Here is a 21,645-nt window from a genome sequence, read left to right on the forward strand (position 1 = left end):
TTGTGAAAATATTAGATAAGTATTTATTAAAAACATTCTTGATTACATTTACTACAGTATTTGTAATCTTGTTTTTTATATTCATATTGCAAACCGTTTGGTTATTCATCTCAGAACTAGCTGGAAAGGATTTAGAAATACTATTAATTTTAAAGTTTTTACTATTTGCAATGCCAAGGATTATTCCAATGGTATTGCCACTTTCAGTTCTTTTGGCTTCTATCATGACTTTTGGAAATTTAGCCGAAAACTACGAATTTGCTGCAATGAAATCTTCTGGAATTTCACTTCAAAGAAGTATGCGAGGTTTAACTGTTTTTATTGTTATTTTAAGCTTAATTGCATTTGTATTCGCCAATAATGTGATTCCGTTTGCCGAATATAAATTCATCAATTTTAGGCGAAATATTGCGCAAAGAAGTCCAGCAATGGCGATAGCCGAAGGACAATTTAGCGAAATAGGGAATTACACTATTAAAGTCGATAAAAAGTCGGGTGATAAAGGAAATTTATTAGATGGAGTAATCATTCACATAAAATCTCAAAATGGTGATGGTAATAAAACAGTGATTAAAGCAAAACGAGGTGAACTTATAAGTAGTGAAACCTCCAATACTTTAAAATTAGTTCTTTATGATGGAAATTATTATGAAGACATCACTCCCAAAAAATATGAAGAACGTGAGCGAATGCCATTTGCAAAAGCTACTTTCAAGAAAGATGTAATCAATATTGATTTATCTAAACTAAATACCAATACAGAAACTGGAGAAATTGCCAATACCAATACAATGCTAAATGTTGGTGAGTTAAATTATACTTTAGATTCACTAAATACGAATTATAGAAAAGATATAAAATCATTCACTGAAAATATCTACCAGCGAATTAACATCTCCAATAAAGCAACAAATTTTAGTATTGCTGACACAACTACTCCAACGAAAAAGACCAATTTCAATAAAAATCTCCTTGCCGATTTAGATAATGGTAAAAAGACCCAAGCAATAAAATATGCTACAACAAATGTAGAAAGTACTGTTTTTTCTATCGAAAGTTCCAAATTTGAAATGGAAGAAAAACAGAAAAACATCAACCAACATTGGATTGCACTTTATGAAAAATTTGTAATTGCATTTTCATGTATTTTGATGTTTTTTATTGGCGCACCGCTTGGAGCAATCATTCGAAAAGGTGGTTTAGGAATGCCAATTGTATTTGCTGTAACCATTTTTATAATCTTTCACTTTATCAATACTTTTGGTAAAAAACTTGCTCAGGAAGACGGAATTACACCATTTTTAGGAACTTGGATGTCAACTATTGTTTTAGCTCCGCTTGCAGTATTGCTAACCTATAGAGCCATTAAAGATATTGGAGGCGTAATTAATTTAGATGTAATACTAGTTCCGATTCAGAACTATTTAGCAGCTAGACAAACAAAAAACGCAGTAACTCAAACTACTAAAGAAAAATCGATAGCTATTGAAGAAAATGAATTAATTTCAAATGACGTTCTTCCCGCACCTAAGGCATCAACTCTAGATAAATTAGACATAACAGCATTACTTTTAGAATACAACAAAGACACTAAAATCACCTTAGTCATCTATGCAATTACTTTTGCTATGTCGATTGTTGCCCTTTTGGTAAGCTCGATTATAACTGCACTAATTTTGATACTATCAATTATAGTTCTTTCCTATAAAATATTTACTACACAAAAAAAACTGGATACAATTGGAAATTTTCTCAATACAAAATTTGAGCCAGGTATTGAAATTTCTATTACTTTAGGTTTTCCTTTCTATTCAATTATCTATTTTTACAATAAAAAAGCGCTTGAAAAAGCACTTAAAAACACTGATAATTAATTATCAACAACACACTTACAAATGTCAAATACTATACAACTCAATACAATAGAAGAAGCCATTGAAGATATCCGTCAAGGAAAAATTATCATCGTGGTTGATGATGAAGATCGTGAAAATGAAGGTGATTTCTTGGCTGCTGCCGAAAAGGTAACTCCCGAAATGATTAATTTTATGGCCACTTATGGTAGAGGATTAATTTGTGCTCCTTTAACAGAGAGTCGTTGCAAGGAATTAGGTTTACATGCAATGGTAAGCAACAATACCGATCATATGGAAACTGCTTTTACAGTTTCTGTTGATCTAAAAGGAAATGGTGTTACTACTGGTATATCGGCTTTAGACAGAGCAAAAACCATACTTTCATTAGTGGATGAAAACACGAAACCACACGATTTAGCGCGTCCAGGACATATCTTTCCATTAGTTGCAAAGCAAGGAGGTGTTTTAAGAAGAACTGGTCATACAGAAGCTGCAATTGATTTTGCAAGACTCGCCGGATTTAAATCGGCTGGTGTTATCGTAGAAATAATGAATGACGATGGCACGATGGCACGTTTACCTCAACTTGTAGATGTTGCTAAAAAATTCGACTTAAAATTAGTTTCCATTGAAGCATTAGTTGCGTACAGAATGCAGCATGATAGTTTAATTGTCAAAAAAGAAGATTTTGAAATAGAAACTCGCTTTGGAGAATTTAGACTTCGCGCCTACCTTCAAACTACAAATAAACAAGTGCATATCGCGCTAACCAAAGGTAGTTGGAGCAATGGAGAACCAATTTTAACCAGAATTAATTCAACACAAATCAACAACGATATTCTAGGAACATTGACTAATAATGCTGATAAGAAACTGGATGATATGTTCAAACTTATCAATGAGGCAGGAAAAGGTGCCGTTTTATTCATCAATCAAGAAGTGCACTCATTAGATTTATTGAATAGATTGAAGGAATTAAAAACATTGCAAGAACAAGGAATTAAAAATGCACCACAAATAAAAATGGATGCTAAAGATTTCGGAATTGGAGCACAAATTCTGCACGACATTGATATTTCTAAAATCAAATTAATTTCCAATACTCAACATACAAAACGTGTAGGTATGATAGGATATGGCTTAGAAATTACCGATTATGTAAATTATTAAAAAAATATTTAAATTAAAACAGTATCATAACCTAAAGAAAATGAAACGATTACTTTTTTAAATAAAAATTAATCGTTTTTTTATTTAAAATCTATTTGGAAAACAAAAAAAGGTTCTTATATTTGCACTCGCAATAACGAATTGCACACGCTCAAACTGGAGAAATGGCAGAGCGGTCGAATGCGGCAGTCTTGAAAACTGTTGACTGTCACAGGTCCGGGGGTTCGAATCCCTCTTTCTCCGCCAGTAGAAATACAAATGGTTACAAAACCCACTAAATTCAACGATTTAGTGGGTTTTTTCGTTTCTAGGATTATCAAATTATTCATTTAATCTCAAAGTTTTGGTGTCTTTCGAGGTGTCACTAAATTATAAAAATTTAAGTGACACCTCTTAAACAAAACCACCAGTACAGCAAGGTGTTCAACAACATATTCAAAATATGTACATCTTGTCTGTAATTATTAGAAATTTTAAATTTAATAATAACTAAAAGGTTACCACTTATGAACACTACTGTATCAGTTCTCTTTTACATCAAGAGATCAAAAGCCAACAATGAGGGCATTTGCCCAATTTATGCAAGAGTAACAATCCAAGCCAAACGATTTGAGTTTAGTGCCAACAAGTATGTAAATCCAGAGAAATGGTCATCAGAAGGCACCAAAGTTAAGGGCACTAATGAAGAAGCTAGAACAATAAATAGCCATCTGGATTATTTAAAAAATCAAGTTTTGGAAGCAGAAAAAAGATTGTTCAAAAAAGACATCAAAGTTACTTCTGAAAACTTGAAGAATGAATTGTTTGGAACTACTGAAACTAAACGTATGCTCGTTCCGATTTTTGAAGACCACAATAACAAAATCAAAGAACTAGTTGGAAAAGAATATGCACCAGGAACATTAGAACGCTACAAAACTTCGTTAAGTCATACTAAAGAATTTCTACAATGGAAATACAAAGTTTCTGATATCGAGATTAATAAAATAGATCATGCTTTTGTAACCGATTATGAATTTTGGTTAAGAAGCGTTCGGAACTGTGCCAACAATACAGCAGTTAAATACATCAAAAACTTCAACAAGATAATTAAGCTTTGTTTGGCCAATGACTGGCTTGATAAGAATCCTTTTGCTAATTACAAATCGAAAGTTAAAGAAGTCGAGCGAGTTTATTTATCTGAAGAAGAAATTCAAAATATAATCGAGAAAGATTTTAAAACCGAAAGACTATCGCTAGTGCGTGATATATTCCTTTTTAGTTGCTTTACTGGCTTGGCTTATATTGATGTCAAAAACTTAACCAACTCGCATATAAGCATCGGGATTGATGGCGAGAAATGGATATTTACGCACAGGCAGAAAACCGAAACCGCTTCTAAAATTCCAATCCTTCCGGTAACACAAATGATTATTGACAAATATTCAGACCATCCTAAAAGTAATAATGAAGATAGACTACTCCCAATTTTGACAAACCAAAAAATGAATGCGTATTTAAAAGAAATAGCTGGCGTTTGCGAGATTGAAAAAGAATTAACCTTTCATATTGCTCGACACACCTTTGCAACTACTGTAACACTTACAAATGGAGTTCCAATAGAAAGCGTTAGTAAAATGCTCGGTCATAAAAATTTAAGAACAACCCAGCACTACGCAAAAGTTTTGGATAAAAAAGTTAGTGAGGATATGCAAATCTTGAGAAACAAGTTTATATCATTAGAAAAGCCAAAATTCGATGTTAAGTCAAGCTAAAGTTATCTACTCAAAATCTTTTTAGTCACAAACTCATTAAAAAAGAAATCCCTATAAATATTCCCAATAGGGATTTCATTTTTTCCAATATAGACTGTATTATTATCAACTGAATCTATTTTTTTCGCATTGATAATATAAGATTTACTGACTCTAACAAACATATTTTTAGGCAACTGATCATGAATTGTTTTAATATTCATCGCGGTAATTACTTTTTGATTTTCTGTGTGCATAACCACATAATCCTTTAAACCTTCAATAAAAAGAATATCGTTAAAATGAATTTTAACTATTTTTCTATCGGCTTTTATAAAAAAATAATCATCTGTGATATTTTCAATATTATTATTGGCATAATCAGCATTGAATAATTTGTAATATACCTGTGCTTTATCTACACCTTTTTGAAAACGCTCTAATTTTACTGGCTTTATTAAATAATCAATAGCATCAACTTCATAACTATCAGTAGCAAATTCAGAAAATGCAGTGGTAAAAATCACGAACGTTTCTTTCGGAATAGTTTTGGCAAATTCAATTCCATTTATTCCTGGCATTTGAATGTCAAGAAATATTAAATCAACTTCATTGTTTATTAAAAATTGGGAGGCTGCATCTGGGCTATTGAATGAACCTATCAAGTTTAAATTGTCAGTTTGCTCAATCAACATTTGAATAGCTTCTCTTGCCAACGGTTCATCATCTACTATAATACAATTCATAATTTTATGGTTAAGGTTACGCTATAGGTTTCTGGATTATCTTCTATTTTTAAATTATAAGACAAAGGAAATAGCAATTCTAATCTTCTTTTTATGTTTACCAATCCTAAACCACCAGTATTTGTGTTTACTGCTTTTAAAATGGGCTTTGAATTAATACACTTGAAAAAAAGCTCGTCATTTCTAATATCAAAAAATAAATTCACATAAGACGATTTAGCTGAATCGTTATTGTGTTTTACTGCATTCTCTACAAATGAAATAAATAGTAACGGAGGTATTAATACACCACTCAAATTTCCTTCTTTGGATATTATAAAATCAAAATTATCTCGTCTTACTTTCTCCAAATTTAAGAAATCTTCTAAGAAATGGATATCTGAAGTCAGTAGCACTTTTTCTCTTGCACTATCATACAATTGATAACGCAATAAATCGCTCAACTTCATTAAAACCTGTGATGCTTTTTCAGGATCTTTCTTAGTTAATACATTAGCATTATTGAGCATATTAAAAAGAAAATGAGGATTGATTTGATTTTTTAATTGTTCTAATTCAGCATTCGTATTTGCTCGTTCCAATTCAGTTATTAATTGTGCATCCAGCATCCATCTTTGAAACAATTTGATAGCAGCAGATGCAGAAAATAATATTATTATAACAAATGAAAAAGGCAAAAAGCTAACATCTTCTTTAGTAGAATCCAATCTAACATCCGAACCATAAAAATATTGACCACTCTTGTGAATCAAGGCTGAAATAAATATAACACCTATAACAGATAAACAATAGGCAAAATATTTGTTATTAAACAAAAGTTTTGGCACTAGTAAGTACATATTAGTATAAACCAATACCAAAAACATTAATAATGCAATAACTCTACTAATAGCTTCAGTTGGTTCTGTATATTCAGGGTCACTATTAAATATTGCTAAGCTAATAAAAACAATCATTATAAAATGCCTATACATCCTATAGTTTGGCGTAATAAAAAATTGTAGCATTAAATTTTTATCAATCAATTCTTTATGCAAAGTTTTACTCATAGGAATAATATATAATTTGTTACAAATGTAAAACTTAAAACTGCGACAAATAGTATTTTATACAAAAGCACATTTTTTTTATACAAAAAATAAGCACTTAAAATTTTATAACTGGATTCAAAACTTTTAGTAGTTATAAAATACATTTTCCTATAAAAGTTAATCGGTTTGGTATAATTCAAAAAAAACCAATTCTTCTATACAATAGTTTCGCTTAAAATTTAAAACTTTAAATAAATGAAAAGCAAAATCCAGTATTTTATTTTAATTATTCTTATGACTATATCTAATGTATATTCACAAGATAAGGTGACTTTGAGCGGCACAATTGCTAATAAATTAAATAATGAAACACTTATAGGTGTGAATATTGTTATTCCCGAGGCAAAAGCTTCAACAATCACAAACTCTTATGGTTTTTATTCGATTACTTTACCAAAAGGAGAGTATACTATCAGCATAAGTTATATTGGTTTCGATGCTGTTGAAGAATCAATTTCTTTGACTCAAAACACAAAAAAGAATTTTGTAATGACAGAAAACAGTAAAACATTGGATGAAGTAGTTATAAAATCTAATAAAACTAAAGTAAATATTCGTAAACCCGAAATGAGTACAAATAAACTTTCGATTGCAACTATAAAAAAGATGCCTGCTGTTATGGGTGAAGTTGATGTTTTAAAATCGGTTTTACAATTACCAGGAGTAACCAATGCTCAAGAAGGTGCAACTGGTTTTAATGTAAGAGGTGGTTCGGTAGATGGAAACTTGGTAATGCTTGATGAAGCAACAATATACAACACTTCTCACCTATTCGGATTTTTCTCTGTCTTCAATTCTGATGTAATTAAAGATTTGAAACTATACAAAGGTGGAATTCCTGCCAATTTTGGTGGTCGTATTTCTTCGGTTTTAGATATTTATCAAAAAGAAGGTAACAATAAAGAGTATCATGTAACTGGTGGAATTGGAGCAATTTCAAGTCGTTTATTAGTTGAAGGCCCAATTGTAAAAGAAAAAAGTTCTTTTGTAGTAGCTGGAAGAGGATCCTATGCGCATCTTTTTTTAAAATTGGCTGATGAACCTAATTCTGCTTATTTCTATGATATTAATGCAAAACTGAATTATAAATTCAATGATAAAAACAATGTTTTTGTATCAGGATATTTTGGAAACGACAATATGAATTTCAATAATAACTTCATTAACACCTATGGCAATACTCTTTTCAATGTAAGATGGAACCATAATTTCACCGACAAATTGTTTTCTAATGCTTCAATTATTTATAGTGATTATGATTATGGTTTAAAACTAAAATTTGTTGGAATTGATTGGAAATCGGAAGTGAAGAACTACAATCTGAAATATGATTTTAAACATTATATGTCAGACAAATTGACGTTGAGTTATGGTTTAAATTCTATTTACTATAATTTTAATCCCGGTACAATTAATCCTGTTGACGCGTCATCTAGCATCAACCCATTCCAAATACAAAAGAAATTTGCTTTTGAAAACGCACTATACATAAGTGCTGAACAAAAGTTATCTGATAAATTGTCTATTAATTATGGACTTCGATACAGTAATTTCCAAAGACTAGGTGAAGAAGAAGTGAGTACTTATGCAAATAATCAAGCAGTAGTCTTCAATCAAGATTTTCAAGTATATGAAGAAGCTTCTCCAACTGGTTCAATCAAGTACGGAAAAAACAAAAAAATTGCAAGCTTTGGTAATCTTGAGCCACGTTTTGCAGCAGCATATTCCTTAAACGATAATCAATCTATCAAGGCGAGTTATAACAGAATGAGCCAATATGTTCACTTAATTACCAATACAGCTTCGGTTTCTCCACTGGATATATGGGCACCAAGTGATCAATACCTAAAACCACAAATTTTAGATCAAGTGGCTTTAGGATACTTTCAAAACTTCAAAAACGATAAATACTCTATAGAGACCGAAGTTTTTTATAAAAAAATAAAGAATAAAACAGATTTTATTGATGGTGCAGAATTGGTAGCGAATAAACATATTGAAAGAGTAATGCTAAATGGTGAAGCGCGAGCTTATGGTTTAGAAGTAATGTTCAAAAAGAATACAGGTAAATTAACAGGCTGGTTTTCTTATACGCTTTCTAAAGCGGAACAAAGAACACCAGGAAGAAACGCTAATGAACCAGGTATTAACGATGGTGAATGGTATCGTGCTAATTATGATAAATTACACAACTTATCTGTAACAGCAGCTTATCAATTAACAAAAAAATGGTCTTTTGGTAGTATTTTCACCTATCAAACAGGTAAAGCGGCAACGTTTCCAGTGGGTAAATACCAATATCAAGGAGTTACTGTTGCTGATTACGGTCTAAGAAACGAAAACTCTCTTTCTGCCTACCATCATTTAGATTTATCAGCTACTTACATTCCAAAACCAGATAAGACAAAAGGATGGCGAGGCGAATGGGTTTTTAGTGTTTATAATGTATACAATAGAGCCAATGCAGCTGCATTTAACTTTGGTCAAAACATTGATACTGGTACAAGTGAAGCCAGAAAACAATCAATATTCGGAATTATTCCAAGTGTAACTTATAATTTCAAATTCTAATAAAATCTAACTAATAACAATACATACAATGAGAATATCAATTAAAATTTTAATAGTAACAATTGGTTTGCTTTTAACCAGTTGTGAGGAAGTTATAACTGTAGATTTGGATACTGCTGCACCAAGATTAGTAATTGACGCATCAATTGACTGGGTTAAAAATACAACGGGTAGTGAACAAAAAATAAAATTGTCTACAACAACGGGTTATTATAGCCCAACTTTCCCAACAGTTTCTGGAGCAAATATTACAGTAACCAACTCTGCTAATACGGTTTTTAACTTTATTGAAAATCCAGGAACAGGAGAATACATTTGTACTAATTTCCAACCAGCGATTGGAGAAACATATGTGTTATCAATTGTATTAAACGGAGAAACCTATACAGCAACAGAAACACTCGTTAATGCTCCAACTATGCAAACTGATGTAATACAAAACAATGATGCCGGTTTTGGTGGCGATGAAGTTGAAGTCCTTACCAAATTTCAGGATAATGGCGCACAACAAAACTACTATTTGTACAGACATGCATCAAACAGAGTAGCTTTCCCTCAATACCAAATTGAAGATGACGAAAACGATAATGGAAATCTTATGACTATATACTACTCAAATAAGGATTTAAAACCCGGTGATATTATGGACATAAAATTATATGGAATCTCAAGAAGATATTCTGAATATTTCAATAAATTATTATTAGCGTCCGGTAATGATGACAGTCCGTTTGCAACAACACCAACTAAGGTTCGGGGTAACATTACAAATCAAACCAATAGCAAAAATTTTCCTTTTGGTTATTTCAGATTATCAGAGATTGATACTAAAAGTTATACTATTCAATAATAAGAATTTCATGTTTGTTTTGGTTTAAATTGAGTTATGTTAGGATGCTGGATGCTAACAACATCCAGTATTTTTTTTAATTAATTCAAACATGATAAAGGTTTGATTCTAAAAAACACAGTGTAAAAATAAATGGAAAAAATAGCGATAACTGGAGCAACTGGTAATTATGGTTATGCAGTAATAGAAGCATTGATAAAAAAAGGCGTAGACAAAAAATCAATCTATGCAATAGCAAGAGACAAAATCAAAGCAAAATTGCTAGCAGCATTCGGTATTAATGTAGTTATAGGTGATTATAATGATTATCAATCAATGATAAACGCATTTTCTGGAATAGATAAACTACTTTTTGTTTCAAGTGGGGAAATGAAAAACCATGCTGTTCAGCACAAACAAGTGGTAAAAGCGGCAAAAAAAGCAGGAGTAAAACACATTCTCTATACAAGCCAAATACACGAGACTGATGATCCAAAATCACCAATGAAATTCGTAATGAAATCACATTTAGCAACTGAAATTGCTATTATGAAAAGCGGAATGTATTATACAATTCTTCGTAACGGATTATACTTAGATATGTTACCATTGTTTTTAGGCAAAAATGTAATCGAAAATGGTATTTATCTGCCAGCAGGTAATGGAAAAATTGCATTTACATTGAGAAATGAGATGGCTGAAGTAGCAGCCAATATCTTAAATTCTGAGGGGCACAAAAATAAAATTTATGATGTATCCGGAAAAGGTGTTTCATTTCTAGAGATAGCAGCTATGATTTATCACATTACAAATAAGAATATCACATACGTCAGTCCAGACATTGAAACGTTCATTAAAACTGCAATTGGATCAGGTATTCCAAAAGAGTATGCTAAAATGATTGGCGGTTTTTCTTTGGCAGCCCAACAAGGTGAATTAGCAGGAGTAAATTCTAAAATGGAAATGCTATTAGAAAGAAAACCTACAAGTGTTGAAGACTTTTTGCTAAAAATTTACAAATAGCACTATGAAACCTAAATTAATTTTACTGTTCCTTTCTTACTTTTTTGTAATAAATTGTGTTGCACAAGAAACAGTAATTTTCACTACATTGGAAGAGGTGTATGCTTATGCCGAAACAAATAGTATTTCTTTTCGTAATGCCAATCAGCAAATTATTCTTGTAAAATACCAAACACTTGCTTCCAAACTTGGAATGTTTAATTTGAAAGGTACTGGCAGTTTTACTCTTACAGATAATACAAAACTAAATCCGAATTTTATTCCTGCTGAAGTATTTGGAGGTCCAGAAGGGACTTTTAGAACCATCACTTTCGGACAAAAATATGTCAGCAATTTTGCCTTCGAACCTCAAATTGATTTGATAAATCCTTATGCAATGGCTCAAATCAAGGTTGCAAAAACTAATGAGCAATTGACAGCGGTTACAAATTTACTTACTAAAAAAGTGGTATATGAAAGTATATCAGCCGCATATCATAACATTCTCTCTTATAGATGGCAAATTGATGTTACTACCAAAAGTCTATCTAATGCAGAATCGCTCGTTCATTTTCTGCAAAACAAACAAAAGGAAGGACTAGTACGTAGTCAAGATATCAATATTACACTAGCCAATCAACTATTAGTAAAAGACAAATTGCAACAACTCGAAATACAACTTCAACAGCAATACAACGGTTTGAAAATTTTATGTGATATTAATCCTGAAACCGCTATCATTATTACAGGAAATGAAAACTCAGTTTCAGATATTCAGTTACCTATAAAAGCTACCGGAGACCTTTTGCAACGCCAAGGCGAATGGCAAACCAAATACCAACAAGCCATACTTCGCGCGGACAAAAGATGGATGTACCCAACGTTAAACCTATTCAGTTCATTCAGTTGGCAGGAAAGCAACAACAATAATTGGTTTGGAACCAACAATTGGTTTGGTAGTAACTATATCGGATTGAAAGTTAGTATTCCTATTCTACCCGAAGTTTCAAAAATAGCAACAGTAAAAAAGGATAGAATAAATTTTGAAATTGCCCAAAACAATTGGAATCATAACAAATTGCAAGACCAAATCAATAATATTCAACTAGAACTTGATTATCGCAAGGCTTATGAGAGCTACAAAATTAATGCAGAAATTGAAGCATTACAGAAAGATTCTTACGAGAAAAATCTAAATATTTACCGAGAAGGAATTATTTCAGCAACAGACCTCATTAATTCTTTTGATGATTGGCTCAACAGCAGTTTGAAAACTGTTGCTCTTTTAGCTTCTGTAAAATATGCAAAAAGTAAAATAATCATAAGCAATACTATCAAATGAGGAAAGAGTACCTAATAGTCGTTATAGTAATGTATTTGTTTTTCGCAGCCTGCTCCGATAAACAAAATGATGCACAAGTTCAACGCAAAGATATTACGGAAATGGTGTTTGCTTCTGGTATGCTCGAAGCAGATAATCAATACAATCTTACTGCTCAAACCGATGGTCATCTGATTCAAATGAATTTTGAAGAAGGAACTTTAGTGACAAAAGGGCAAGTAATAGCTGTAATTGACAATAATCAAAATATAATTAATGCCGAAAGTGCTGGTCAACTTCATACTATTGCTAGTAACAACACACTGTCATCAGCACCTGCTTTACAAGAAATTAAAGCTAATATAATTGCTGCAACCGCAAAAGTAAAACTTGACGAGCAACAATTGGAACGATACAAACGCCTTTATGCTAGCAATAGTGTATCTCGAACAGAATATGATAATATCCAACTTTCTTTAACAAACTCTCAATCAAATCTAAAGGCATTGAAAGAACAATATGGTAATCAGCAAATTAGTGCTAATCAACAAGAAATCGTTCAACGTTATGCCAGTAAAGTTAGCAATGTGCTTGAAAATCAGAACAAAATTACCGCAATTAATACAGGGAAAGTCTATGTAAAGAAAAAACAATTGGGCGACTACGTTCGTAAAGGCGATGTAATTGCAATAATCGGTAATCCAAGCGTAATCTATGCCAAATTAAATGTAGATGAAACGATTATGTCCAAATTAAAGAAGGGACAAACGGTTATGATAAAGCTAAACACTAATAAAACTAAAGTATATAAAGCAAGCATCACCCAAATTCTACCTGCCTTTGATGAAACTTCAAGATCATTTATAGTTAAGGCATATTTTGACAAAAAACTAGACCTCAACATTACGGGTACTCAATTGGAAGCGAATATTATGATTGGGACTAAAAAGAATGCTTTAGTTATTCCCTTGGCTTACTTGAATTATGGCAATAAAGTAATGCTCAAAGAAGATTCAAAAATGATAACAGTAAAAACAGGAATTGTTTCCAACGAATGGGTAGAAATAATCAGTGGTTTGGAAGTGGGTCAAACGATAATAAAAGAAGAGCCCTAACTTATGAAAACGCATTACAACCATAACATCGATACTAATATTTCAATTACTTATGTAGTTGCAAACAAAAAAATAACACTTGTGGCTGCTCTTGGTGTAACTATAGGTATTTCTATTTTTATTTTTATGAATTCCTTGGGTAGCGGTTTTGTCAAAAAATCAAATAAAACCATATTTAATAATACACCACACATTCGTGTATATAAAGACGATGAAATTAGTAAATCCATTATTACACCCAAAGACTCAAACTCATTAGTACTAATAAGCAATCCAACTGTTATCCCTAAAAGTGAGCAAATAGTAAACCCAGAAAGGATAATAACATTGCTAAGAGCACAACCCGAAGTAACATATGTAACACCCGAAATTGCAGTCAAAGTATTTTACAATAGTGGAATGTCGCAAGTATCAGGCGATGCTTCTGGATTAGAAATAGCCGAAGCAAGCAAAATGTTCAATATAAAACCCAGTATGATTCAAGGCAGAATGGAAGACATAGAAACCCACTCTAATGGGATTCTTTTGGGTGTTGGCATAGCGTCAAAAATAAATGCAAAAACAGGCGACAATATTAGCATTACTTCCTCAAAGAACATTACTAAAGTAATGAAAGTGGTTGGCATTTTTAAAACGAATAGTTCCATTGTAGATAAAACCAAATCCTATATTGGGATAAATGCTGCACAACAGCTTTTGGGCGAAAACGCAAACTATATTACGAATATTGATGTAAATGTTCAAGATTTTAATAAGGCAGCAGACTACTCGGCCAAGTTTTCTGCACTAACTAATTACAAAGCCGAAGATTGGAAAGCGGCAAACAGTGACCAACTAAACGGATTCAAAATGCGAGGCATCATAATATTTGCAATGTCGCTTTCTATTTTGTTAGTTGCCGGATTTGGAACATATAATATTCTGAATATGACCATTACCCATAGAATCAATGATATTGCTATCCTAAAAGCTATGGGATTTAAAGGTTGGGATGTTATAAAGATTTTTGTGTTACAAGGAACACTTATCGGGCTAATGGGAATTGCTGTTGGCCTACTAATAGGAGGTGTAATGGTTTATTTTGCGTCAAAAATATATATGGGTCCAGATCAAGGATATTTTCCTATTGTACTAGATTATATGGTCTTTATTAATGCTAGTTTGTTCGGATTAGTAGTTTGCTTTTTTGCGAGCTACTTACCTGCTCGCAAAGCCGCAAATGTTGACCCAGTTTCCATTTTAAGAAAATAAAAAAGTATGACTTCAGATATTATTTTACAAGCAAATCACATAGAGAAGTACTTTTATGACCCAGAAGAATTTAAGGTGCTCAATGATATTTCTTTTTCAGTAAAAAAAGGGGAATTTGCAACATTGGTAGGTAAATCTGGCAGCGGTAAATCAACTCTGCTTTACATTCTTTCAACAATGGACACCGATTATAAAGGGGAATTAATTATTGACGGAATAATGGTTACTGGAAAAAAGCAAAATGAGTTGGCTGCATTACGCAATGAAAAAATAGGTTTTGTATTTCAGTTTCATTACCTGCTCAATGAATTCAGTTGCTTGCAAAATATTATGATTCCTGCCCTACGCCTTGGTAATTATTCCAAAAAAGAAATTGAAGAACGAGCTTATGAAAAACTAAAGTTATTAGGATTACAAGACCAAGCCCTAAAAACTGCCTCTAAACTATCAGGTGGTCAACAACAACGTGTAGCTATTGCTCGTGCCTTAATTAATGACCCACTTATTATTATGGGAGATGAACCAACAGGCAATTTGGATTCTAAAAATTCAGATATTGTTTTTGATACTTTCCAAATGTTAGCTCACGAACAAAATCAAACGATAATTGCAGTTACACACGATAACGATTTTGCAAACAAGTCGGATAGAATTATTGAAATGATGGATGGAAAAATTATAAATTGTCTTAAGAAAAAATAAAATAAAACTGTGAATTTGGAGTAGAACAATACTAAATATCAAAAATAAGAACCTTGAATACTAAAATAAACCATTTACTTTCCGACTTAACAGAACAACTGAATTTCATTGATTTAGAAATTGATAATGAAATTAAACGTTGTGAAAAAGCAATTGAAATCAGCATAAAATCGAAAGAAAAGTTAAGGGTTTTAATTCAAAAAACAAATTTTAAATCTGAAGAAGAAGAAATTCAATTTTTCAAAGAAATTAAACCACAATTTACATCTAAAATCATTTATCATAATACGATTTTTAATATTGAAATGAAGAAACCAAATGGTGGTACTAGAGTTTTAAAAAAATATTACAACAATGAATTAATTAAGTTGAAAGCTTTCTTTGATAACGAATTAGAATTTTATAAGTATTACAGAACTGGTAATATTTACTTGGACTATAAATATTTTTTAAGAGGAAAATGTGATATAAAATTATCTGTTAATAGTTATTACTTTGAAACCGACAAGACTTTTTCTACTTCTCACGATTACAAAGTAGCTAAAATTTTAGCAAATGATTTAATCCAATTGTATTTAGAAAACCAATTAATTATGATTGAAAATAAAGATAATAATGAAAAATCACAACGCAAACCGAACGTGAAAATGACATGGACAAGTTCAAAAGTTGCATTAACAGAACTTTTGTACGCGCTACATTCAGAAGGAGTTTTCAATAATGGAGTTGCAGATTTAAAAGATATTGCTGAATATTTTGAGCATATTTTTGAAATAGATTTAGGGCAATACCGTCGTACTTTCTTGGAAATCAGAGCAAGAAAAGCTGATAAAACAAAGTTTATAACTTCTTTAAATGAAAATTTACTTAAACGAATGGAGAACTCAGATGATGTAATTTAAACAAAATCGTTCACAACATGAACCGCGTTGTGAAATAAAACAAATCAATCTTCACAATTTTGTACCATAACAATCTAAAAAATCAGTTATGGCAATCGAAGTTATTACTCGCGAAGACTTAAATGAATTTCGCACACTCCTTCTTTCCGACTTAAACGCTATGTTTAATTCAAAACCGCAGCAGCAAAAACAATGGCTCAAATCTAACGAAGTCAGAAAGCTGTTAAACATTTCTTCCGGCACTTTACAAAACCTACGAGTAAACGGCACACTAACTTATACTAAAATTGGAGGAATTCTATATTACTCCAGTAATGATCTAGAAAAAGTTATAGAAACCAACAAAGTCGAAGCAACACCCAATTTATTCAATCGAAAATAGCTCAAAAGATGAATTACATAAAACATCTAACAGGATTTTTCGAGAAAGTGGCAATCGACAAAACACTCAATCCAACTCACGTAAGTTTGTATGTAGCATTGTTCCAATTTTGGAACTGCAATCGCTTTAAAAATCCAATAAGCATTTCTCGTGATGAGGTAATGAGAATTAGTAAAATCAGTTCAAAAGCAACCTATCATAAGTGCCTCAAAAACTTACATTCGTTAGGTTACATCAACTATGAACCGTCATACAATCCATTCAAAGGAAGCCACGTTTACCTTTTCAATTTTTCAGACGATTTAAAACCAATTCCCAAAAACGAAAAAACAACAATACCAAAAAACGAACCTGTTTTTGAACTAGTCAATGAACAAGTAGTGAACAAGCTTTATACTGGTAGTGGTACAAGTATTGAAACAGGTACTGAACAAGCTCTAGTATCTTATATAAACAATACAAACATACCAAACATTTCAAACGATTTAAAGATTGTAAACTTGGACGAGCAAGCAAAAAATTTTGAAATTGATAGTGAGTTTTTAAAAAATATTGTTGAAGAAAAAGAAAAAAGTTCCGCCAAAAAAGAAATGTTTTCAACATTCGCCGACACCGATAAAAATCAAACTGAAAAAAGTCGGCAAAAAGAAGAAATACCAACAATCGAAAATGTGAAAGCTTATTTTCTTGAGCAACACTTTCCAGAACTCGAAGCAATTAAATTTTTCAATTACTTCTCTAGCAACGGTTGGTTAGTTGGTGGCAAAGCACCAATGGTCGATTGGCAAGCCGCAGCACAAAATTGGATATTAAATGCACCTAAATTCATCCCAAATGGACAACAATCCAACAGAGCAAAACACCTCAACACAGGAACCGACAAAGACTATTCAGAGCCATTATAGCTACACTGAAATAATTGTTTGGTTAGAAAAAAAAGGAATTGAACTATACGGAAATCATTTCAAAATCCTTGAAAGCGATTATCCCATAATTTACAAACTCATTGCTTATTTTCTAAAAGACGAACCAACTTGTTTTCAATACAACATAAACCTCAACAAAGGAATTTTACTTTCTGGTCCTGTCGGTTGCGGTAAAACATCACTGATGAATTTGATGAAATACCTAACGCCAACCGAACATAAATTTTTCGTAAAACCTTGTCGAGATATAAGTTTTGAGTTTATCCAGGACGGTTACCAAATCATTCACAAATACAGCAAAGGAAAACTATATGAATCAGAACCCAAAACAATATGCTTCGACGATTTAGGAACAGAAAACAACTTAAAATATTACGGAAACGAATGTAATGTAATGGCAGAAATTCTATTAAGTCGCTATGATATTTTTACAGTTAAAAAAATCCAAACACATATCACTACAAACCTTTCGGCTTCTGAAATTGAAACTTATTATGGAAACCGTGTGCGTAGCCGAATGAGAGAAATGTTCAATTTAATTGCTTACGACAAAACTATAAAAGACAAGCGATGAATCAAATAACTAAATTCTGGAACCACTTCAAAGAAAACAACTTCGTTTTTCTGTTGTTAAATGAAATACCTAAAGACGAAATCAAAGTACATTTCGATAAGTTAATTTATCTTCTCCATCAATACAATAAAAACCTTGATCTAATCATAAAAAACAAAAATAAAGATGCAGAACTAATCATTACAGCAAATGGCAATCCTTATCTTTTCAAAGAAGTAGAGTTACTAGTTCATCATTCTATAGCTTTAGAACGTTGGAAAATAACTGCCTTTCTTCAGCCGGAACATAATATCACTAAATACAAAAACTGCACAGATAAACCATTTGAATATTACGGCATCAACTTAAAAATAAGCGAAATGTATTTTATTCCAATAAAGAACTCGAAAAAAGAAACCGATATAGGTATTAAAGTATTCATCAAAAACTACATCATCCACAAATACAATCCAAGACTTCGAGAAGCAGTTTATATGCATATTGAGCATTTAATTGGAGAGAAAGCATTTGCTAATGATATTGCTTTTATTGAGATAGGACAATTGGTAGGAAATCAAGAAAAATTAATCGAATTGTATAACCTTAAATTTTACATTGATTGCTAATCTTTAATTGTATATTATTCAATATATTTGCATCATATGCAATTTTTATGAGTAAAAAAGCAATTAATCGTTTAAAGGCTGTATTAGCAGAAAAGAATTTAACTAGTAAGTGGTTAGCCGAACAGTTAGGAAAGAATGAAGCTACTATTTCTCGATGGTGTACAAATGATGTGCAACCAAATTTAAATACATTGGTTAAAATCTCTGAACTATTAAAAATTAGTATTTCAGAATTAATAAATGATAAGTAATTAATGGAAAATCTTAATCCGGATAATATTGTTATTCCTTTTAGAGTTTCTGCTAGAACAGCAAGGCTTATAGGTAGGGAGAATGTAGCTACTTCAAAAGGAGCAATCATTGAGCTTGTAAAAAATGCTTATGATGCCGATAGTAAAGTTTGTATAGTTTATTTTGACAATAAATATTCTTCAATTTTAAACGAAATTGATGAAGAACATTTTAATGGTCTTTTGAGTTTAGGTGTTTCTGAGGAGCAACTTAACATAGTTTATAAGAGAAACGATGAAGGTGATTATATAATAGATGCTGAATTAGATGAAGAAAAGAAATTAGCTTTTAAAAATATCATTTCAGAATTTTCAGCACTATACATTATTGATTTTGGTGAAGGAATGACTCAAAATATAATAAGAGAGCATTGGATGACAATAGGTACTGATAATAAAGCTAATGACATTTTTACAAAAAATGGCAGAGTAAAATCAGGAGCAAAAGGTATAGGAAGATTTGCATTAGATAAATTGGGTGGCAGATGTGAAATGACAACAATTTTCAATTCTAACCCGGATGTTCATAATCCAGATACAGACATTAATGGAATATTAACAAATTTTACTGGGTACAATTGGTTAGTTAATTGGGAAGATTTCGAAGGTGATTTCAAAACCATTGATAAAGTTGGGGCAATTTTAACAGGATTAAAATCAAATTCGATTAAAGAAGAACTACTAAAAAAAATACCGGAAATTGATTTGTCTAAAATTGAATCTGAAAAAGAATTTAAATTTGGAACAATACTAAAAATAACAAATTTAAGAGATCATTGGGAAGATTATTTTGTTGAACAAGTATTTAATGATTTAGAAGTATTAGTACCTCCAAAAGAGGTTGGTGATTTTGAAATTTTTCTTTTTAGCTCTTTGATAAAATCAAAATATGGCGAAGTTTTAGGCTCAGTTTGTGACGATTTCGATTATAAGTTAGTAGCAATAGCTGATGACAACCAAAATGTACAAATAAAGATATTTAGAAATGAGTATGCCGTAGAATTAATTCCTAACGATTTTTTCGAGAGAGTGGCAATGCAAAAACCAAACTATCGAAAAAGTGATTTCATAAAAGGATATTGGGAAAAAACAATAACTTTTTCAGAGTTATTGAAAGGTTATAAAGACATAGACGAAGATAACACTTTCAAGAATATTGGATTGTTCAGATTTTCATTTTATTTCTTGAAAAGACAGTCCAACTCTATTGATACAAAGAAATTCTTTACAAGAGGTTTCATGTCTAACAATAGAAAAGATTGGTTAAATAAATTTGGAGGAGTTAAACTAGTAAGAGATAATTTTAGAGTAAGACCATATGGTGAAGTAAATAATGTGGCTTTTGACTGGTTAGGTTTAGGAAGCAGAAAAACACAAAGTCCTGCAAGTGTAGCAAAGAAAGAAGGTGGATACAAAGTTGAACCTGATAATGTTGCTGGAGCTGTAAACATCTCTCGTTTAACAAATGTTGATTTTGAAGATAAGTCAAGTCGTGAAGGTTTGCAAGAAAATAAAACCTTTCGAATTTTTACGCTTTTATTAACTCAAATCATTGCAGAATTTGAAAAAGACAGAGCTTATATAGCCAGAGAGATGTCAGATTATGATGATATAAAATATGGTCCCGAAAGAGATAGAGAAAAAGCTGAAAAACTCAAAAATGAAATATTAGCAAAAAGTAGAGCTAAAAAAGAAGCGTCAGCAAATAACCCAACTCCATTAAATGAGAGCAGTAATTCACAAGAAACTGAATCAGAAAAGGAAAAAGAAATTCTAGCTAGTGAATTAGACAGAAAAGAAGAAGAAATAGAAAAATTAAAAGAAGAGCAAAAAATGCTCAGAGCATTGGCAAGTAGTGGTATTGTTCTAGCATCTTTTAGCCATGATTTAAGTAAATTAAATGATATGTTAGCAGTTAGAACAGATCGTTTGAAAAATCTACTTGCAGATAAAATTATTGAAAGTGATTACGAAAATATTGAAGATAGAAAAAATCCTTTCAAGTTAATTGAACGTATTAAACTTCAAGATGTTAAAATTCAAAACTGGTTAAATTTCTCATTAGGTGCAACAAGAAAAGACAAAAGAACAAGGAGACAACTTTCGTTTAAACCATATTTCACAAATTATAAGAATGATTGGCTTACAGTATTAAATGAAAAGGGAATCAATTATGATCTTTCAGAAGTTGAAGAAGTAAATATGAGGGTTTTTGAAATTGACTTAGATAGTATTTTTAATAATTTATTAGTTAATTCAATAGATGCTTTTATAATCTCAAAAGAAAATCGACCAAGACAGATAAAAGTAAAAATAAATCAAAATGAAAAAAATATAGTTATTGACTATAGCGATAATGGACCAGGGCTTTCAAAAGACATAACTGAGCCTGAAAAGATTTTTGAGCCTTTGTTTACAACAAGAAGAAATCTATATACAGGTGAGGAAGAAGGAACAGGACTTGGAATGTGGCTAATTAAATCTATTGTCAATGAAAACGATGGTAATATTCAACTTCTATATCCGGAAGTTGGTTTTGGATTAAGGATAACTTTCCCAATTAAATATAATAAATAAAA

The 21,645-nt window shown here is 31.4% G+C and carries 18 protein-coding genes, 1 tRNA gene and 1 pseudogene; 18 read left to right on the forward strand and 2 right to left on the reverse strand.

The features are described from left to right. Positions 1-2: 2 nt before the first annotated feature. From LG45_RS15205 to LG45_RS15220, 4 genes and pseudogenes are all read left to right on the forward strand, one after another. A pseudogene (locus LG45_RS15205) lies at positions 3-1,418 on the forward strand (LptF/LptG family permease); the annotation flags it as partial. A gap of 477 nt (positions 1,419-1,895) precedes the next feature. Next, positions 1,896-3,026 carry a 3,4-dihydroxy-2-butanone-4-phosphate synthase gene (gene ribB / locus LG45_RS15210; RefSeq protein WP_035128765.1) on the forward strand — a complete coding sequence of 377 codons (1,131 nt, stop codon included), beginning with the start codon at positions 1,896-1,898 and terminating at the stop codon, positions 3,024-3,026. A gap of 158 nt (positions 3,027-3,184) precedes the next feature. Further along, positions 3,185-3,272: transfer RNA gene (locus LG45_RS15215), tRNA-Ser, on the forward strand. Between the two features lie 260 nt (positions 3,273-3,532). Further along, positions 3,533-4,780 (forward strand): site-specific integrase, encoded by a 1,248-nt coding sequence (locus tag LG45_RS15220; protein WP_035128768.1) that lies wholly within the window; start codon positions 3,533-3,535, stop codon positions 4,778-4,780. Positions 4,781-4,782: 2 nt separating this feature from the next. Here the strand turns inward: LG45_RS15220 and LG45_RS15225 are convergent, their stop codons facing one another. Continuing rightward, on the reverse strand, positions 4,783-5,505 hold the full coding sequence (locus tag LG45_RS15225) for a LytR/AlgR family response regulator transcription factor (protein WP_035128771.1): 723 nt from the start codon (positions 5,503-5,505) through the stop codon (positions 4,783-4,785). Next, positions 5,502-6,554, reverse strand: a complete 1,053-nt coding sequence (locus LG45_RS15230) for a sensor histidine kinase (RefSeq protein WP_052087624.1) — start codon at positions 6,552-6,554, stop codon at positions 5,502-5,504. Before LG45_RS15230 ends, LG45_RS15225 begins: the two co-directional genes overlap by 4 nt. A gap of 237 nt (positions 6,555-6,791) precedes the next feature. Between LG45_RS15230 and LG45_RS15235 the strand changes: the two genes are divergently transcribed. From LG45_RS15235 to LG45_RS15300, 14 genes are all read left to right on the forward strand, one after another. Then, complete coding sequence (locus LG45_RS15235; RefSeq protein ID WP_035128774.1) at positions 6,792-9,167, forward strand: TonB-dependent receptor; 2,376 nt, start codon at positions 6,792-6,794, stop codon at positions 9,165-9,167. A gap of 28 nt (positions 9,168-9,195) precedes the next feature. Further along, the gene (locus LG45_RS15240; protein ID WP_035128777.1) at positions 9,196-10,017 is read left to right on the forward strand and encodes a DUF4249 family protein; all 822 of its coding nucleotides are present in this window, start codon (positions 9,196-9,198) and stop codon (positions 10,015-10,017) included. Positions 10,018-10,149: 132 nt separating this feature from the next. Beyond that, the gene (locus LG45_RS15245; RefSeq protein ID WP_035128780.1) at positions 10,150-11,019 is read left to right on the forward strand and encodes an SDR family oxidoreductase; all 870 of its coding nucleotides are present in this window, start codon (positions 10,150-10,152) and stop codon (positions 11,017-11,019) included. Positions 11,020-11,023: 4 nt separating this feature from the next. Continuing rightward, entirely contained in the window at positions 11,024-12,340 is a 1,317-nt protein-coding gene (locus tag LG45_RS15250) for a TolC family protein (RefSeq protein WP_035128783.1), read from the forward strand. Next, positions 12,337-13,434, forward strand: coding sequence for an efflux RND transporter periplasmic adaptor subunit (locus LG45_RS15255; protein WP_035128786.1), 1,098 nt, complete (start codon positions 12,337-12,339; stop codon positions 13,432-13,434). Before LG45_RS15250 ends, LG45_RS15255 begins: the two co-directional genes overlap by 4 nt. Before the next feature lie 3 nt (positions 13,435-13,437). Then, on the forward strand, positions 13,438-14,685 hold the full coding sequence (locus LG45_RS15260; protein ID WP_035128789.1) for an ABC transporter permease: 1,248 nt from the start codon (positions 13,438-13,440) through the stop codon (positions 14,683-14,685). A gap of 6 nt (positions 14,686-14,691) precedes the next feature. Next, the gene (locus LG45_RS15265; protein WP_035128792.1) at positions 14,692-15,387 is read left to right on the forward strand and encodes an ABC transporter ATP-binding protein; all 696 of its coding nucleotides are present in this window, start codon (positions 14,692-14,694) and stop codon (positions 15,385-15,387) included. A gap of 53 nt (positions 15,388-15,440) precedes the next feature. Then, positions 15,441-16,289, forward strand: a complete 849-nt coding sequence (locus LG45_RS15270; protein WP_035128794.1) for an RteC domain-containing protein — start codon at positions 15,441-15,443, stop codon at positions 16,287-16,289. Between the two features lie 88 nt (positions 16,290-16,377). Then, positions 16,378-16,671: a helix-turn-helix domain-containing protein gene (locus LG45_RS15275; protein ID WP_035128796.1), complete on the forward strand. Its 294-nt coding sequence runs from the start codon at positions 16,378-16,380 to the stop codon at positions 16,669-16,671. 8 nt (positions 16,672-16,679) lie between these two features. Continuing rightward, the gene (locus LG45_RS15280) at positions 16,680-17,576 is read left to right on the forward strand and encodes a transcriptional regulator (RefSeq protein WP_035128798.1); all 897 of its coding nucleotides are present in this window, start codon (positions 16,680-16,682) and stop codon (positions 17,574-17,576) included. Then, positions 17,506-18,171, forward strand: a complete 666-nt coding sequence (locus tag LG45_RS15285; protein ID WP_052087625.1) for a P-loop NTPase family protein — start codon at positions 17,506-17,508, stop codon at positions 18,169-18,171. The genes LG45_RS15280 and LG45_RS15285 overlap by 71 nt, the downstream gene beginning before the upstream one ends. Next, positions 18,168-18,776, forward strand: coding sequence for a hypothetical protein (locus LG45_RS15290; RefSeq protein WP_035128801.1), 609 nt, complete (start codon positions 18,168-18,170; stop codon positions 18,774-18,776). The genes LG45_RS15285 and LG45_RS15290 overlap by 4 nt, the downstream gene beginning before the upstream one ends. A 47-nt stretch (positions 18,777-18,823) precedes the next feature. Beyond that, entirely contained in the window at positions 18,824-19,027 is a 204-nt protein-coding gene (locus LG45_RS15295) for a helix-turn-helix transcriptional regulator (protein ID WP_035128804.1), read from the forward strand. A gap of 3 nt (positions 19,028-19,030) precedes the next feature. After that, complete coding sequence (locus LG45_RS15300; RefSeq protein WP_035128807.1) at positions 19,031-21,643, forward strand: ATP-binding protein; 2,613 nt, start codon at positions 19,031-19,033, stop codon at positions 21,641-21,643. The last annotated feature ends 2 nt before the right edge of the window (positions 21,644-21,645 follow it).

This window comes from Flavobacterium aquatile LMG 4008 = ATCC 11947 (assembly GCF_000757385.1).
Lineage (GTDB): Bacteria > Bacteroidota > Bacteroidia > Flavobacteriales > Flavobacteriaceae > Flavobacterium > Flavobacterium aquatile.

Bases quoted from the DNA above. Each gene is read 5' to 3' on its own strand.
- ribB (WP_035128765.1), top strand. From the start codon at position 1,896: ATGTCAAATACTATACAACTCAATACAATAGAAGAAGCCATTGAAGAT.
- LG45_RS15220 (WP_035128768.1), top strand. From the start codon at position 3,533: ATGAACACTACTGTATCAGTTCTCTTTTACATCAAGAGATCAAAAGCC.
- LG45_RS15225 (WP_035128771.1), bottom strand. From the start codon at position 5,505: ATGAATTGTATTATAGTAGATGATGAACCGTTGGCAAGAGAAGCTATT.
- LG45_RS15230 (WP_052087624.1), bottom strand. From the start codon at position 6,554: ATGAGTAAAACTTTGCATAAAGAATTGATTGATAAAAATTTAATGCTA.
- LG45_RS15235 (WP_035128774.1), top strand. From the start codon at position 6,792: ATGAAAAGCAAAATCCAGTATTTTATTTTAATTATTCTTATGACTATA.
- LG45_RS15240 (WP_035128777.1), top strand. From the start codon at position 9,196: ATGAGAATATCAATTAAAATTTTAATAGTAACAATTGGTTTGCTTTTA.
- LG45_RS15245 (WP_035128780.1), top strand. From the start codon at position 10,150: ATGGAAAAAATAGCGATAACTGGAGCAACTGGTAATTATGGTTATGCA.
- LG45_RS15250 (WP_035128783.1), top strand. From the start codon at position 11,024: ATGAAACCTAAATTAATTTTACTGTTCCTTTCTTACTTTTTTGTAATA.
- LG45_RS15255 (WP_035128786.1), top strand. From the start codon at position 12,337: ATGAGGAAAGAGTACCTAATAGTCGTTATAGTAATGTATTTGTTTTTC.
- LG45_RS15260 (WP_035128789.1), top strand. From the start codon at position 13,438: ATGAAAACGCATTACAACCATAACATCGATACTAATATTTCAATTACT.
- LG45_RS15265 (WP_035128792.1), top strand. From the start codon at position 14,692: ATGACTTCAGATATTATTTTACAAGCAAATCACATAGAGAAGTACTTT.
- LG45_RS15275 (WP_035128796.1), top strand. From the start codon at position 16,378: ATGGCAATCGAAGTTATTACTCGCGAAGACTTAAATGAATTTCGCACA.
- LG45_RS15280 (WP_035128798.1), top strand. From the start codon at position 16,680: ATGAATTACATAAAACATCTAACAGGATTTTTCGAGAAAGTGGCAATC.
- LG45_RS15285 (WP_052087625.1), top strand. From the start codon at position 17,506: ATGGACAACAATCCAACAGAGCAAAACACCTCAACACAGGAACCGACA.
- LG45_RS15290 (WP_035128801.1), top strand. From the start codon at position 18,168: ATGAATCAAATAACTAAATTCTGGAACCACTTCAAAGAAAACAACTTC.
- LG45_RS15295 (WP_035128804.1), top strand. From the start codon at position 18,824: ATGAGTAAAAAAGCAATTAATCGTTTAAAGGCTGTATTAGCAGAAAAG.
- LG45_RS15300 (WP_035128807.1), top strand. From the start codon at position 19,031: ATGGAAAATCTTAATCCGGATAATATTGTTATTCCTTTTAGAGTTTCT.